13 protein-coding genes are annotated in these 14743 nt (G+C 46.0%); 4 read left to right on the top strand and 9 right to left on the bottom strand.

Annotated features, from left to right (window positions below; genetic code table 11):
• Window positions 1-9: 9 nt before the first annotated feature.
• The 4 genes from FS628_RS10840 to FS628_RS10855 all read right to left on the bottom strand — a co-directional run bounded on the left by FS628_RS10840 (window position 10) and on the right by FS628_RS10855 (window position 6162).
• Window positions 10-1233 (bottom strand): VWA domain-containing protein, encoded by a 1224-nt coding sequence (locus FS628_RS10840; RefSeq protein WP_260871007.1) that lies wholly within the window; start codon window positions 1231-1233, stop codon window positions 10-12.
• Window positions 1218-3677, bottom strand: coding sequence for a DUF5682 family protein (locus tag FS628_RS10845; protein ID WP_145321802.1), 2460 nt, complete (start codon window positions 3675-3677; stop codon window positions 1218-1220). Before FS628_RS10845 ends, FS628_RS10840 begins: the two co-directional genes overlap by 16 nt.
• Window positions 3665-4765 (bottom strand): ATP-binding protein, encoded by a 1101-nt coding sequence (locus FS628_RS10850; RefSeq protein WP_145321804.1) that lies wholly within the window; start codon window positions 4763-4765, stop codon window positions 3665-3667. The genes FS628_RS10845 and FS628_RS10850 overlap by 13 nt, the downstream gene beginning before the upstream one ends.
• Window positions 4766-5184: 419 nt before the next feature.
• Window positions 5185-6162 (bottom strand): aldo/keto reductase, encoded by a 978-nt coding sequence (locus tag FS628_RS10855; protein ID WP_145321806.1) that lies wholly within the window; start codon window positions 6160-6162, stop codon window positions 5185-5187.
• A gap of 224 nt (window positions 6163-6386) precedes the next feature.
• Between FS628_RS10855 and FS628_RS10860 the strand changes: the two genes are divergently transcribed.
• From FS628_RS10860 to FS628_RS10875, 4 genes are all read left to right on the top strand, one after another.
• The gene (locus FS628_RS10860) at window positions 6387-7586 is read left to right on the top strand and encodes a cytochrome P450 family protein (RefSeq protein WP_145321808.1); all 1200 of its coding nucleotides are present in this window, start codon (window positions 6387-6389) and stop codon (window positions 7584-7586) included.
• Window positions 7587-7622: 36 nt separating this feature from the next.
• Window positions 7623-7964 carry a ribosomal protein L7/L12 gene (locus tag FS628_RS10865; protein WP_145321811.1) on the top strand — a complete coding sequence of 114 codons (342 nt, stop codon included), beginning with the start codon at window positions 7623-7625 and terminating at the stop codon, window positions 7962-7964.
• A gap of 170 nt (window positions 7965-8134) precedes the next feature.
• Entirely contained in the window at window positions 8135-8419 is a 285-nt protein-coding gene (locus FS628_RS10870; RefSeq protein ID WP_036613842.1) for an ArsR/SmtB family transcription factor, read from the top strand.
• Between the two features lie 227 nt (window positions 8420-8646).
• A complete protein-coding gene (locus tag FS628_RS10875) occupies window positions 8647-9843 on the top strand; it encodes an MFS transporter (protein WP_145321813.1) in 1197 nt (398 codons plus the stop codon).
• A 93-nt stretch (window positions 9844-9936) separates the two neighbouring features.
• Here FS628_RS10875 and FS628_RS10880 read toward each other — a convergent pair whose 3' ends face one another.
• The 5 genes from FS628_RS10880 to FS628_RS10900 all read right to left on the bottom strand — a co-directional run bounded on the left by FS628_RS10880 (window position 9937) and on the right by FS628_RS10900 (window position 14678).
• Complete coding sequence (locus tag FS628_RS10880) at window positions 9937-10692, bottom strand: SDR family NAD(P)-dependent oxidoreductase (protein ID WP_145321815.1); 756 nt, start codon at window positions 10690-10692, stop codon at window positions 9937-9939.
• A gap of 309 nt (window positions 10693-11001) precedes the next feature.
• Window positions 11002-12729 (bottom strand): ubiquinone-dependent pyruvate dehydrogenase, encoded by a 1728-nt coding sequence (gene poxB / locus FS628_RS10885; RefSeq protein WP_145321817.1) that lies wholly within the window; start codon window positions 12727-12729, stop codon window positions 11002-11004.
• A gap of 255 nt (window positions 12730-12984) precedes the next feature.
• Complete coding sequence (locus tag FS628_RS10890) at window positions 12985-13746, bottom strand: SDR family NAD(P)-dependent oxidoreductase (RefSeq protein WP_145321819.1); 762 nt, start codon at window positions 13744-13746, stop codon at window positions 12985-12987.
• A 155-nt stretch (window positions 13747-13901) separates the two neighbouring features.
• Window positions 13902-14210: a Dabb family protein gene (locus FS628_RS10895; protein WP_186327793.1), complete on the bottom strand. Its 309-nt coding sequence runs from the start codon at window positions 14208-14210 to the stop codon at window positions 13902-13904.
• A 216-nt stretch (window positions 14211-14426) separates the two neighbouring features.
• Window positions 14427-14678 carry a type B 50S ribosomal protein L31 gene (locus tag FS628_RS10900; RefSeq protein ID WP_062834756.1) on the bottom strand — a complete coding sequence of 84 codons (252 nt, stop codon included), beginning with the start codon at window positions 14676-14678 and terminating at the stop codon, window positions 14427-14429.
• Window positions 14679-14743: the final 65 nt, after the last annotated feature.

The following is a 14743-nucleotide window of genomic DNA, read 5'->3' on the forward strand; positions in this document are numbered from 1 at the left end:
TCCTTGAATTTAAGTGATGATCTCGCCAATCCAATCGGCGAGTTCGTTAGGCGTAATCGCTGCTACATGCGCTCCCATATTCGTTAACGTCTGTGCTGCGTGTTTGTTATAGACGGAATCCCCGTTAAAATCGAGTGCCGTGAGAACCAGCAGCTTGCATCCTGCATCGATGATATCTTTACAAGCTTTGTACATCTGCGCAATCGGGTACCCTTCCTCCAGATCACTGACCAGAATAAAGATGGTTTTGCCCGGATTATCGATTAGCGTCTCGCCGTATCGCAACGCTTTGGTAATATGTGTCCCCCCGCCCAGCTGTACATTCATAAGTACATCTACAGGGTCTTCCAGTCTGTCGCTCAGATCAACAACCTGCGTATCAAATATGAATAATTGGGTGCGCAACGCATTCAAACGGTAGAAGATACTGGCCATCACCGAACTGTAGATGACTGAATCCAGCATACTGCCACTTTCGTCCACACCAATGATGATGTTCCACTTGTTATGCGGCTGTATATTCCCATCGAAATACAGACGATCAATTACAAATCTGCGCTTGTTTTTATCGTAATTCTTAAGGTTCTTGGTGATGGTTCGTTTGAAATTCAGATTGCGCAAGGAACGCACTGAACTGGAGGTATAGCGACTGCGCTTGCCCATGATGCTGGCTCGGGTCTGAGACTCCAGCTTGCTGCGGAGCTCTTCAACCACAGTTCGCACGATCTCCTTGGCACTCTTTAACACATCACCTTTCATCCGACCTTTGAACTGCATAATGTTCTTGAGCAGATTCATGTTGGGTTCAAGGGATTCGAGCAGCTTTTTGTCCGTTAATAATTCTGTCAGCCCATAGCGGTCAAGCGCCTGCTTCTCCAATATTTCTACCGTTGGTTTCGGGAATAGGTCCCTGACCTTGTGCAACCATTTCGGTACAGTCAGGTTAGACGCACCGCGTCCGCCCTCTTTTCGGTAACCTTGTTCTTCACCGTATTCACGGTTATACAGATAACCCAGAATCTCATCCATTTCCGTATATTGAAATTCATCCGACGTATATTGGTCTGTATTGCACAATCCTTCTTCAGCAGATTCACCCAGAATCAGACGCCACCGATTCAAGGTTTCAACAGACTGTCGAGACTCTTGGTTGCTTCCATCCGGATTGGAAATCTCGTCCGTTTCTCTGGTTTCTTCCGTTATCCGATTCGCTTTATTCATATTAGCTTCCATGCGGCGAACTCCTTTCGAAGCGCTTCATCCCATGCTTTGGATTGAATGAGCATCTGCTCATCTACCGCAGGCCTTAACATCTCCTCCGGTTCAACCTGATGCAGACTTGCCACACGCTCAGCAATTAAACCCGTCTCCATTGGTGTAAAGTAGGTAAATGCCAGCCGCAATTCCGGTACCATACTGATGAAGTCGTCATATGAGAGCTGTTCAATCAGATAGTTCAACTCGGATAACAGCTGATCTTCATATAAAAAAGCGTCACGTGCTACAGAGAACACTCCCTGTAAAAAAAGTGCCGTTTGACGGGTCTGATCCGGTGTTCCACGGATATACCCGCTTGCGCGATCAACAATCTCTTCCCTGGGCCTGTCACCGAGTCCTGAGGAGATGGCCACACACACACCCTCCAGTTGAGCCGGAAGCTGGTGATCAGACAGAAGTTCGCTCAGGTGAATTCGGAATGTCTCATTCTGAAAACGCTCCTCTGATGACTCCGCGAGCATGGCTAGCAGCTTCAGCCCCTGAATAATGGCTTCATGTTCATCCGGATTGGCTCTGGAGAGCTGTAGCAGTTTGTCTACAGCGTTCCTGTAAGCTTCGGATACCAGATCAGGGAGATGTTTCTCGTCAGACAAACCCAAAAGTCTCTGGTGTTGATGAATTCGGTTCAAGACATGCAGACTGTTACATAAGGATAGAAAATTCCCGTCGGTTCTCAGCGCTGAGCGGACCTGTTCATAGAGTTTCATCGCGGTATCTTGAAGTCCCATAAGCAGCGCTTGAAGCATGAGTCGGGCAAGTTCACCACTGTGATGATCCGGTATTTCCTGCATCTGTTCTTCCATTTTGCGTGTAGCCGCTCCGGCAAGCGTTCCGCCATAGAGAGAGTTCTCTATCAATCTGGCTTCAATGCGGGATGAGTACATATACACCCAGGTTTCGCGTACGAGATTCATGTCACGCTCTGCAATCCAGTCCGGCCCGGATTGTCGTTTGGCGAATTCCGGAACCAGATACATCATGCATTGAAACAATTGGCTTATTTGGCGGTGTTCCGGTTTCGCATACAGATCCAGTACTTTCTTGTGTTGTCCTGTTGTGCGAATCTGCAGTTTGTACCCTGTACAACGCGCCTTGAAATCCTCTACGATCGGAATACTGAATGAATTCGGAGCCACGCTTCCAATGACGTCTCCTGTCAATAACTGCTGTAACTCTTGCAGAGGTTTATCGGTCGCCAAGGTAAGCTCCCCCTTCACAAAGGAAGAGAGTGCTGCATCCATCAACTCGTAGACGCCACCTTCCCGTTTACCCCGAAGTCCCGCAAGACCCTGAATCATGCTGTACGCCTCAATCGCATCGCTGGTTGATACATGTTCGTGACCGTCCCGTAATTGGCGCATCAGTCGGGATAACAAGTCCAGAGCCGTTAGATTATACGGTGTACTCTTCTTGCGAGTGAGCTGGTTCCAGATCTGATCGTAATAATTCACATAAGGCATGCCGCTCGCATAACCATTGAGCCGATCTGCTTCAGCAAAGGTATAGACCATCGGGTACATCTGTTGATGAACCGCAGTTGGATCATCCGTATCTTTTGGATACGTCTCTTGTTCAACCAGAGGTTGATCCACCTGTTGTTTATCCATCTTCAGCCGTTCCAAGTCCGATTCATTTTTTTCAGACATCAACAGTCCATACGTATGAAATCCACCGGTAATGACCAGCACACGGTCATGTTCCTGTACCGCTTGTTTAATACGTTGTCTCATATGCGCTTCCCTTGCCAGATCACCTGTAGATTGTAATCGTTCCGTGGAATAGCACATTCGGGATAACGTACAATACGTGAATACACCCTGTACGAACTCCTGAGTGGATTTCTCCAGACCACCAATCTCAAACACTTTTTCCCACAATTCATCAAAACTGCGGCAGTTTGTTTTTTGGCACAACCGGCTAATGAACTCAGACCCTGCTAGCAAGGTTTCATCCTGGATGGAAATCTCCTTTTGGTCTGTCTGCCCGGACTTGGAAGCACGACTGGAGAAATGATGATAGTCCAGGTCAATAAACTTTGCCGGAATGTCCAGACGCGCTGCTTCTTTCAACGCGACATATTCAGGAGAATAACGAAGCATCGGATAATAGCAGGCTTCTCTCTCCATTTTACTCTCATAGGTATAGTACAGGCTGACAGGAGGTATGGTTGCCTCATCACTGAGCACTGAAATTAATGGATTACCGCTCTCCGGTCCTTCAATCAAAATGATATCCGGCTTGTACTCCCCAATTAATCGTAACAAGTGATACGAACATGCAGGGCTATGGTGTCTTATTGGATAATAGACGGTAGGGTTACTCAAGTTATATACCTGGGTCTCGAACAAGGACTGTAACTGATTCACATCAGCGTCTATTACTGCTGTTAACCGATCCATTTTCTCTCCTCATAATAGTCCTTCCACATTCCCTCTTCCCTGGAACGCTCTTTTACGACCTTGGAGAAGTAGGTTTTGAGAATGGACAGATCCTTGTCGTTTTCCTTTGCGATAGTCCCCAGCATGTTCTGCACCAACCGATCCAGCGCAATAGCCTTATCTTCGTAATAATAAGAAGTCATCGCACTCTGGACATAGACAGACACTGCCTCTGCCGTGCTCATCGATGCTTGAGGAGTATCCAGCTTATAACCTTCCCGTGTCATGCCGGTGCGCAGTTCCATGAATGTCGTAGCCAACAATTCAACCACATCCGAGTTAATGTCAATCTCAATTCCACTATGTAATAACAGGTTTCGTGCCTGGGATTCAATAATTTCGGCTTCCATCTTGACGTTATGAATGGGCTTGATCGTTTCGAAATTGAACCGACGTTTCAACGCACCACTCATTTCATTTACACCTTTATCCCGAATATTGGCTGTAGCAATCACGTTAAACCCCGGTTGGGCAAACAGTACACCGCCGTCCAATTCAGGAATGCTCATGACCTTGTCACTGAGAATACTGATCAGACTATCCTGAGCTTCAGCGGGACAACGTGTAATCTCTTCAAAACGGGTAAGAATGCCTTTCTTCATTCCGTTATATAACGGCGATGGTACAAGCGCAGCTTCCGAAGGGCCTTTGTCGAGCAGCATGGCATAATTCCATGAGTACTTGATCATATCTTCCGTTGTGCCTGCCGTACCTTGAATCGTATTCAGACTGGTTCCGGAGATCGCTGCGGTCAGCAGTTCACTAAGCATGGTTTTGGCTGTCCCGGGTTCTCCCACAAGCATTAAACCCCGATTGCCTGCCAGAGTGACCACTGCACGTTCAATCAGCACATCATTGCCATAAAATTTGCGGGTAATTGGGATCTCTTCTCCATTCAAAATGGCAGGCTTATCCCTGCCAATAATGAAATCGCGCACATAGGCGGGAGATAACAGCCAGTTGGGGGGCCGTTTCCCCTGATCCTCCTCTCGCAGTGCACGTAATTCTGCCTCGTATAATATCTCGGCGGGTGGTTTAAGCATCTCCATCGTCAAGGTGTCTCCTCTCACATAAACAGATCGTATGTTCTTATTCCTATCATTTTATCACAGCACTCCAACAACTACCCGGTAAAACGGTAAAAATGGTTGAAACGTCCTTCTTATCAGCACTTTTCCTAAGTCCATGGACATAGCCTCTAGCACAAATATGAAGGTGAAATATTGATAGAGTCGTGCCCACACTCTGGTTTCGGCACCGAATAAGTACGCTTATTGCAAATGTGTTCGTATTGTAGGCCATATGACCTTATGATTCATTACACTTCCCGTATTGTGTTTCAACCAAATGAAGCCGAACATTACAAAGAAGACACAGGCCAGCAACCTGTGTCTTCTTATATGCTTAACTTACGGCCAACTTTCTAAGAATTGTGATCGGATATAACTCATCTCTCAGATGTCCCTGATTACATTCTGCGCCCACATGAAGCCGAATACAGTTCATACCACTCATATCGGGTAAGCTCAACCTTCGTCGCATCACGACATGCAAGAATACGTTCTGGCCGAATCGAACCAATCACGGGTTGAATGCCTGCCGGATGCTTCATTAACCAAGCCAGTACGATGGATTCGGATGTAACACCACGTTCCTTGGCCATTCGATCAACCAATTGAGCCGTAAGCTCAATCTCCGGACGTTGTCCCTCTACGATCCTGCCAGTAAATCTACCTTGCGCAAGTGGACCCCAAGCTTGAAGTTGAATATGTTCTGCCTGACAATATTCCATCGTGCCATAAGGGAATACGTTGTCTCTGGCTTGAGGTCGATTCACCGTCAGTCCAGCTTCTACGAATCCGATTTTGTCCAAACTCATCTCCAACTGATTCACAATCAGAGGTACTCTACTATGGAGCTGAAGAAGGCGAATCTGTTCAGAACCCATGTTGGACACACCAAAATGACGCACTTTACCGGATTGATGAAGCTCAGCCAGTGCTTCCCCAATCTCTTGCGGATGGGCGAGCGGATCAGGACGGTGTAGCAGCAAAATATCCAGATAATCGATGCCGAGCCGTTCCAAGATACCGTCCACACTCGCCAGGATATGTGCACCTGAGGTGTCATAACGTTGTGGTCCTTCATCATCACCCACAAGACGTATACCACACTTCGACTGTATAATGATCTGTTCCCGCAAACCTGAAGTTTCGGATAAAACTCGGCCCAATACATGCTCTGCCTTACCACGTGTGTATATATCCGCCAGGTCAAAGTGATTAATGCCTATTTCGATCGCTGCTTCTACCGCCCGATGACCCTCCGTCACAAGATCTGAAGTTATGGGCAGGCCGTCCCATTCACCCCCAAACCGCATACAGCCAAGAACAATTCGACTTGCGGGAATCTGGTGATGATGCAAGGGAAGTTGTGCGTATGACATGTCAGTATTCACCTCGTTTTCATATTAATCCAAGCGCATTTTAGAATTCTTCCTGTTATTTTCTTGGATCTTCCTGTGTTTTCCTGCTTTTGTTGGCAATTCATAAATACACCCGCATCATGACGCAAGCCCATCTCCAAATCAAAACAAGGTTTCAAAGCGATACGTATTGAATATATAGAGGGTGCAAGTATTATGCAGGAATATGAGAGGAGATTTTGCATTTGAACCCGAATGAACCCAACGAGTCCTCAAAGCCAGCGTTTTTCACGAAAGAATTCACACACAACCCTTACCCGGTATATGAAAAGTTAAGAAACGAGGAGCCTGTTTTCAGAGTCATGTTTCCTCACGGGGAGTTTGGCTGGATCATTACCCGATACGAGGATGCAGTCCAGATCCTGAAAGATCCTCGCTTCACTAAGGATATCGCCAAACGTTATGGACCAGAAAATCAAAGTATCTTTGTCAATAACATGCTGTTTTCCGATCCACCAGATCATCGCCGTCTGCGCGGACTTGTACAGAAAGCGTTCACCCCTAAGATGATTGCAGACATGAGAAGCCATATTCAAGAAATCGCGGATAATCTACTGGACAACCTTGCGTCCCAAGAGAAAATGAATCTGATTGACGACTTTGCTTTTCCATTGCCGATCATCGTCATTAGTGAGATACTCGGCGTGCCGCTGGAAGATCAGGACAAGTTCCGCATGTGGTCCAATTCCATCATTGATGCATCCAGCTCGGAACATGCCGAGATGTTTGAACAGCATGCCAGGGAATTCACCGAATACCTCAATGCCTGGTTCGCCAAAGTACGCAAAAATCCGGGGAACGACCTGATCAGTCAGCTCGTAACAGCAGAAGATTCCGGGCAACAACTGTCTGAAAATGAATTGCTTGGCGTAGTCTCCTTGTTAATCATCGCGGGCCACGAAACGACGGTTAATCTCATCGGCAATGGAATTCTTGCCCTGCTGGAGCATCCGGAGCAACGCGAACTGCTCATTAAGCAGCCCGAACTTATTCACAACGCCATTGAGGAGATGCTGCGATACAACGGACCAGTGGAGTTTAGCACTTCTCGTTGGGCTTTGGAAGATATCGAATTCCGTGGACAGCATATTGCTCAAGGTGAACTTGTTATCGTTGCGCTTGACTCCGCTAACCGGGATGAGGAGCAGTTCAAAGATCCTGATGTCTTTGATATTACCCGCGAGAAGAGTTCGCATCTGGCATTTGGCACAGGCATTCATCTCTGCCTCGGAGCGCCGCTTGCTCGTCTGGAAGGTGAGATTGCGGTCAGCACACTGCTGAATCGTTTTCCAAATATGCAGCTACAGGCTGACGTAAATGAACTCGAATGGAGACCAGGCATGATAGTTCGTGGTGTCAAGGAAATCCCGGTTCAACTTAAATAATGGCTATGAATAATTGAAAGTGAGGCACATTACATCATGGAAATGAACACCTTGGTATGGATCGTTTTTTTGCTTCTAATCCTTGTGTTACTGTTCAGAGTCACGAGCCTGCAACGTCAACTGAATGAATTGAAAAGAGATGTGGAGCGTCTGGAGAATGGTTCAACTGCAAGCGCACGCTCCGACTTCAAGTACACCTTGTCGCCGAAGGAAGCATCCCCTTCCTACGCAAGTCCAACAGAGCCTTCTGATCTCGATCAGGAGCTGCTTGCACTTATACAACAAGGGAAAAAAATTATGGCGATCAAACGACTGCGTGAAGCCCGAGGTCTCTCGTTGAAGGAAGCCAAAGACTATGTTGATTCTCTGGATCGGTAATATACAACTCACATAACTCTCGGGGGAAGTTACTCCAGACTTTCGGCTGTTAACCAAAGGCAGTAGAAAGTATGGAATTTCCGTCCGAGAGTTTACTTTTCAAACGACATATGCTACTCTTATTTCCATATTACTAGAAATAAGAAATAAAGACGAAAGGACAGATCATCATGCAATCAAACTCGAATGAGATTGAACAAGTCGTCAAAATTCATAAAGCACTGGGCGAGCAAACACGCTACAAAATCATTCAGATTCTATCGGGCGAAAGCAACCTGTGTCCTGCCGATCTGGAGAGCCGCCTTGTTACGGTTGCCCTATCGACTCTGTCTCATCACCTGAAACAGCTGTCCGATTGCGGCCTGCTCACATCGCAGAAGAAGGGTACGTATATCTACTACAGCCTAAACACGGAGACCGCACAAAAGTTTGTTCCCTATCTGCTAAATAAATAAAAAATTTGAGTTATATTTCTATATAATTAGAAATATTGAAACAGCACTCAACATTTATTGATAGAACTAGTTCACGTAAGTTTACGCTTAAACCAATATTCATTATCGGTTGTAACATCACTGTTTGCAGATTGGTTGCATTCACAGTATGCATGTCTTGTTCTCTTGTCTTTATTTCTATATTTCTAAAAATATAATAATTATAATCAGAAAGAGGTTATGTTTCTATGTCTTCTACGCTCAAAATCTATGTTCTTGCCTTGGTCAGCTTCCTTGTAGGAACGTCCGAATATGTCATTGCCGGCATTTTGGATCGCATTGCAGATACCATGAATATCTCTTTAATCGCTGCCGGACAGCTCATTACGATTTTTTCACTCGTATATGCGCTCGGTACACCTGTTATTATTGCGCTGACATCACGCTGGGATCGACGCAAGTTGTTGCTATACTTCCTCGGTCTATTCGTTGTAGCTAATGTTCTTGCCTATCTGTTGCCAGGTTATGGTTTGTTCGTCGCAGCACGTGTCTTGATGGCTTTAGGCGCGGGCGTTGTTGTTGTCACGGCATTAACGGTCGCTTCCCAAATAGCGGCTGAGGGCAAACAAGCTAGTGCAATCGCCACAGTAATCACTGGATTTACGGCTTCTTTGATCGTTGGCGTTCCGCTCGGAAGGCTTGTGGCTGCATCTTGGGATTGGAAGCTTGTTTTTGCCGGCATAGCCGTTCTTGGCGTTCTCGCCATGCTGGTGATCGCGGCCGCCATTCCGCCTTCCAAAGCAGAAGCACCTGTTCCATTGAAGAAACAACTGTCTTTGCTCAAACAGCCACGAATTGTACTGGCACTGCTGGTGACATTTTTCTGGTTAGGTGGGTATTCCATTGCCTACACATATATTTCACCTTACCTTGTATCCGTTTCAGGAATGAGCGAAGCACTACTCAGTTCAGCTTTACTCGCATTTGGCATAGCAAGTCTGATCGGTTCGAAAGTTGGAGGATTCAGTGCTGACAGATTGGGTGTCAAACGAACGCTAATCACAGGCATGACATTGCATATCGTGAGTCTGGTCCTGTTGAATATAACGGCAAGCTCTCATCTTGCAATCTTCCTTGTTCTGATTTTGTGGTCTTTTGCCGCGTGGTCCTCAGGTCCAACTCAGCAATATAATCTGGTCACCATGGCTCCGGAATCCTCTGGCATTATGCTAAGCCTGAACAGTTCGGTGATGCAACTGGCGATGGCTGCCGGAGCAGGTATTGGCGGAATCGCGGTCAGCAGCGTTTCATTGTCGTCCATTACCTGGATTGGAGCTGTCGGTGTCGCTGTTGCCATCATCATCGTTATAAGCTCGTATCGTTCAGCATCTGCGAAAAGTACACAAACCGATACATCGCTAACGCTGCCTGATATGAGTTCGTAGTACAAAAAAACCAAAAAGAGAGGTCACTGTACGTATACAGTGACCTCTCTTTAAACATTTTAACAGCTATTCTATTGCCGATAAGCTGAACTCTTATTGGGCTGTAACTGCGCCATCGATCGGATATACTGCACCATTAATATATGGCGCTTCATCTCCCAGAAGGAAGGAAACGAGGTTCGCGATCTCTTCGGGTCTGCCCAAACGTCCAGATGGAATGCTGTCAACGGTTGCCTTGAACACTTCAGGGTTGTCTTTACCGAACTGAACGACCATCGGTGTCTCAATTGTACCTGGCGCAATCGCATTTACACGAATGTTGTCCTTGCCATATTCAATTGCAGCTGTACGCGTCAAACCGACCACGCCATGTTTGGTTGCTGCGTAAGGTGCAACCGCCGGTACACCAACAATACCAGCAGTGGAAGCTGTGTTCAGAATGGAACCTCCGCCGGTTTTGAGCATTTCCGTAATCACGTACTTCAACCCGTAAAACACACTTCTCAGGTTGATATCAATAATCTGGTCAAACTGCTCAATCGTATGTTCGATCAACTTGATCCCAGGACCCGCAATGCCTGCATTATTAAAGAACATGTCGATTCGTCCAAACTCTTCGACTGCTTTTTTCACGTAATTCTCAACTTCAGGTGCTTTACTCACATCTGCTTGTACAAAAATTGCTTTACTTCCCAGCTTCTCAATCTTCTTAACCGTTTCAAGACCTGTCTCTTCGACAAGATCCACGACAACAATAGATGCGCCCTTTTCAGCCAATTTCAATGCCGCTGCTTGGCCTAATCCACTTCCTGCTCCAGTAATAATAGCTACTTTTCCTGCGTGACTCATGTTGATCTCCTCCATGTGTGTGTGTCATCTTGTGATTGGATCGATGAATACGATATGAAACGTTCGTACATGTAACAATACAATATGTAGGTCAATAATGTCATAAAACCTTCCTGACTTTACCTATTCTAATAGACTTTCGATATAAAAACAAATCATATAATATGGATTCATACTATATCATTTGTCACACATTCAGCATTATATTGAATGAGCATGCACCATGATGTCGTGTTGCATGCTCATCTCTTTAAACATATAACGCTATAGGATCGATATTCTCAACCTCTTCAAGAAGCATATAATCGCCTATCGTAGCAAGTTGGTTTTAGCTAATTCAATCAGCTCATCCCCACGTCCGTTAAGCACGGCTTTCATCATCCATAGGGTGAATCCTTCCGCCTGTTTGATATCAATCTTCGGAGGTAAGGACAATTCCTGACGGTTCACCACCACGTCGATCAGCACAGGACCCTCATGCTGAAGCGCGCGTTGCACAGCCCCTTCCAATTCAGCGGGATCTTCAACCCGAATCCCCTCCATGCCCATGGCTTGAGCAACCATCGCAAAGTTGGGATTTACAAGCTCTGTTCCCGATTCCAGGAATCCGGCAGCTTTCATCTCCAGCTCAACAAAACCGAGTGCTCCATTATTAAATACCACAACTTTGATCGGCAGATTATGCTGTTTCAGTGTCAACAGATCACCCATCAACATCGTAATACCACCATCACCCGACAAAGAGATGACTTGTCTGCCCGGATCAGCGACCTGAGCGCCAATTGCCTGTGGCAAAGCGTTTGCCATCGTACCATGACTGAATGAACCGAGCAGCCTGCGATTACGAGACATCTCGATATAACGGGCCGCCCATACTGTCGGAGTACCGACATCACAGGTGAAGATGGCATTTTCGGCTGCGGCATCACTAATGATCTTGGTTAAGTACTGTGGATGAATAGGCTTTTTACCTGGTTTCCCAACCGCAAGCTCTTCCAGATCTTTGCGTACTTTCACATAACGATCCACACTTTTACGCAGATGTTTGTCACTGTGTTCTTCTGTCAGATAAGGAAGCAAAGTTTCAATGGTCGCTTTCACATCCCCACATACGCCGTAATCCAGCTTCGTGCGCCGACCCAGATGGGAAGATTGAATGTCGACCTGAAGCACAGTCGCATCTTCAGGATAGAATTGACGATATGGGAAATCCGTTCCCAGCATCAAGAGTACATCACAGTCCATCATGGCATGATAACCGGATGAATACCCAATTAGACCCGTAAGACCCACGGAATAGGGGTTGTCATACTCCAAATATTCCTTGCCTCGTAGCGCAATAACCATCGGGGATTTCAAACGATCACAGAGCTGCATAAGGGGTTCCCGAGCGCCCGCGCAGCCTGCACCACACAACAACGTGATTTTTTTACCTTGATTCAGATATTCGGCCAGTTTCATCAGTTCCGGTTCAGAAGGATGTACCACTGGATGGGTCGCATGATACACATGCTCAGGTACAGGCAGATCCGCCGCTTCCAATCCAGCTACATCTCCCGGCAATACAACAACAGACACGCCAGAACGAGCAACTGCTGTCTGAATAGCCATCGTCAGGGAACGCGGCATCTGTTTGGCTGTCGTAATGACTTCACAATAATCACTGCATTCCTGGAACAGATACTCCGGATGGGTCGCCTGAAAATATTCACTACCAATCTCGTCACTTGGGATATGTGCGGCAATGGCGAGTACAGGAACACGATTGCGGTGACAGTCATACAGACCGTTAATCAGATGCATATTACCCGGTCCACTACTTCCTGCGCAGACAGCGATACTTCCACTGACCTCAGCGTCTGCCCCAGCAGCAAATGCTGCCACTTCTTCATGTCGTACATGAATCCATTCAATCTTGCCCGAACGACGGATCGAGTCGAGTACCGCATTCAAAGAATCTCCAACAATGCCATATATGCGTTTGATGCCAGCGTTCAACAAGGCTTCAACCAGAAGGTCTGCAACTGTTTTTTTCATGAGGGATGGGTCTCCTTTAATTGCTCATTTTGATTATGTTTCCACTCTGTTAATATACCTATTCTTATACCCCAATCTTCTAAAAACCGAACCAAATCATATGTATTTCTAGATATATGAAACGAAAAACCTGCCCCTTAAATCATTATTTCAGTGTTAACAAAATGCCAAAAAATCCGCTTGTCGAATGACAAACGGATTACGGTTAAATTATATTGATTCGTATTTATATGCATTCGCGAATCCAAAGGGTAACTAGATGGCAGGCATCACATTGCCGCCACTTACCGGGATATAGGCACCCGTGATAAATGAGGACAGGTCCGACGCGAGAAAAGCCACCGCATTGGCGATTTCCTGATCTTCACCCCTGCGCTTCAGCGGCACGGTACGCGTATATGCCTCATCATGTCCGGGCTCACTGGAGCGATCACGTTCACTAATCGTCCATCCAGGGGCAACCTGATTTACGGTAATCTGATACTCGCCAACTTCCTTGGCCAGCACGCGATATATGCCATCCATTCCACGCTTACCAGCGGTGTAGGCTGACTGATGAGCGAAATTTTGCATCGCACATTCTGTATTGATGCCAATGAAGCGACCGGCTTTGACCGATTGCATATGCGGAATGAAAGCTTTGGCAAGATACACACTCTGCATGACACAAGATTCGAACTGGCTCAAATAATCTTCAGGAGATTGCTCCAACACCGTGGTCCATTCATACTGAATGACTGCATTGGCAACAACAATATCCACTCCGCCCAGAACAGCCTGGATCTCATCACGCATCCGGAATGCCGTGTCTTGCTTCGTAATGTCTCCCTGTACAATGACAGCCTGACGCCCCAATGCCTCAATCTCACCTTGAAGCTCCCGTGCTTTCGTATCATTATTGATGTAATGTAGGGCCAGATTGGCGCCACAGGCTGCCAACGTGCGGGCGATCACTCTCCCCAGTTGTCCGGTTGCGCCTGTAACAAGAGCCGTTTTTCCTGTGAGATCCAATTGCATAACAACGAAAGCCTCCTTAAATTCATTTTGTCGAAAACGATTTCGTGAAGTGTTATAATTTTCATCAAATCAACTTCATTCAGAGAGATATACAGTATTGTTAAATGCTGTATATTGTATATGGCAGTTCAGCTTTATTTCAATATGTGTGGGGATTATTGATGATTATGTTGAATGAGATCAATTTCCTGGAAGCGACTAACTTCCTTTTCCCAACGCTCTTCTACATATTGACGGTGAACCGGGTGGTTGTTGTATGCATCGTACGCAGCCTGATCCGCAAAGACCATGGAGAAGCTGTAGTCAAACTCATTCTTCTCACTTACCTGTCTCAGAACCTGAAACTGCTCTACCCCAGGAATGACTGCAAGTACATCTGAACTTTCCTTCAAAAAGGCTTCCGCCTCCGGTGTATCTTTACCTGCGTATAGTGTAAACGTTACCATATGTGTGATGCTGCTCATCTCTATTTCCTCCTCCAATATGTTCTAACTCTGTTTTCTAGTGTACATCCGATTGTGTTGTAAGCGCAATAATTGGTTGAATTAATTTTTAATGAAAATGGATATTTCTGGTTACAAATAACGATTTGAAGTATCACTCACAAGGTTTCCCCCTAGTTATGTACACAAAAAAACCTCAGGACGAATCCCGAGGTTTTTTTGTAATGTATGGACAAACTATTTGTTGATGTTGTATTTACGGTTAAATTTATCAACACGGCCACCGATATCCACGTTTCTTTGTTTACCAGTGAAGAACGGGTGGGATGCGGAGCTAGTGTCCACACGGATTACTGGGTAAGAGTTACCGTCTTCCCATTCCATAGTTTCGTTAGAGAACTTCGTGGAAGAACTCAGGAATTTGAAATCAGCACTTGCATCGTAAAAAATTACGAGTTGTGTCTTTGGATGGATGTCAACTTTTGGCATAATCTATTTACACTCCTTTAATATGGGTACTTCTTTAGAATCAAACTAAATTTTATTATACTCTT

Source organism: Paenibacillus xylanexedens (assembly GCF_007676705.1).
Taxonomy (GTDB): Bacteria; Bacillota; Bacilli; order Paenibacillales; family Paenibacillaceae; genus Paenibacillus; species Paenibacillus xylanexedens_C.

Coding starts and splice junctions, on each gene's coding strand:
- FS628_RS10870 (WP_036613842.1), top strand. CDS start 8,135: ATGCAATCAAACTCGAATGAGATTGAACAAGTCGTCAAAATTCATAAA.
- FS628_RS10850 (WP_145321804.1), bottom strand. CDS start 4,765: ATGGAGATGCTTAAACCACCCGCCGAGATATTATACGAGGCAGAATTA.
- FS628_RS10865 (WP_145321811.1), top strand. CDS start 7,623: ATGGAAATGAACACCTTGGTATGGATCGTTTTTTTGCTTCTAATCCTT.
- FS628_RS10875 (WP_145321813.1), top strand. CDS start 8,647: ATGTCTTCTACGCTCAAAATCTATGTTCTTGCCTTGGTCAGCTTCCTT.
- FS628_RS10900 (WP_062834756.1), bottom strand. CDS start 14,678: ATGCCAAAAGTTGACATCCATCCAAAGACACAACTCGTAATTTTTTAC.
- FS628_RS10880 (WP_145321815.1), bottom strand. CDS start 10,692: ATGAGTCACGCAGGAAAAGTAGCTATTATTACTGGAGCAGGAAGTGGA.
- FS628_RS10845 (WP_145321802.1), bottom strand. CDS start 3,677: ATGGATCGGTTAACAGCAGTAATAGACGCTGATGTGAATCAGTTACAG.
- FS628_RS10890 (WP_145321819.1), bottom strand. CDS start 13,746: ATGCAATTGGATCTCACAGGAAAAACGGCTCTTGTTACAGGCGCAACC.
- FS628_RS10855 (WP_145321806.1), bottom strand. CDS start 6,162: ATGTCATACGCACAACTTCCCTTGCATCATCACCAGATTCCCGCAAGT.
- FS628_RS10895 (WP_186327793.1), bottom strand. CDS start 14,210: ATGAGCAGCATCACACATATGGTAACGTTTACACTATACGCAGGTAAA.
- FS628_RS10840 (WP_260871007.1), bottom strand. CDS start 1,233: ATGGAAGCTAATATGAATAAAGCGAATCGGATAACGGAAGAAACCAGA.
- poxB (WP_145321817.1), bottom strand. CDS start 12,729: ATGAAAAAAACAGTTGCAGACCTTCTGGTTGAAGCCTTGTTGAACGCT.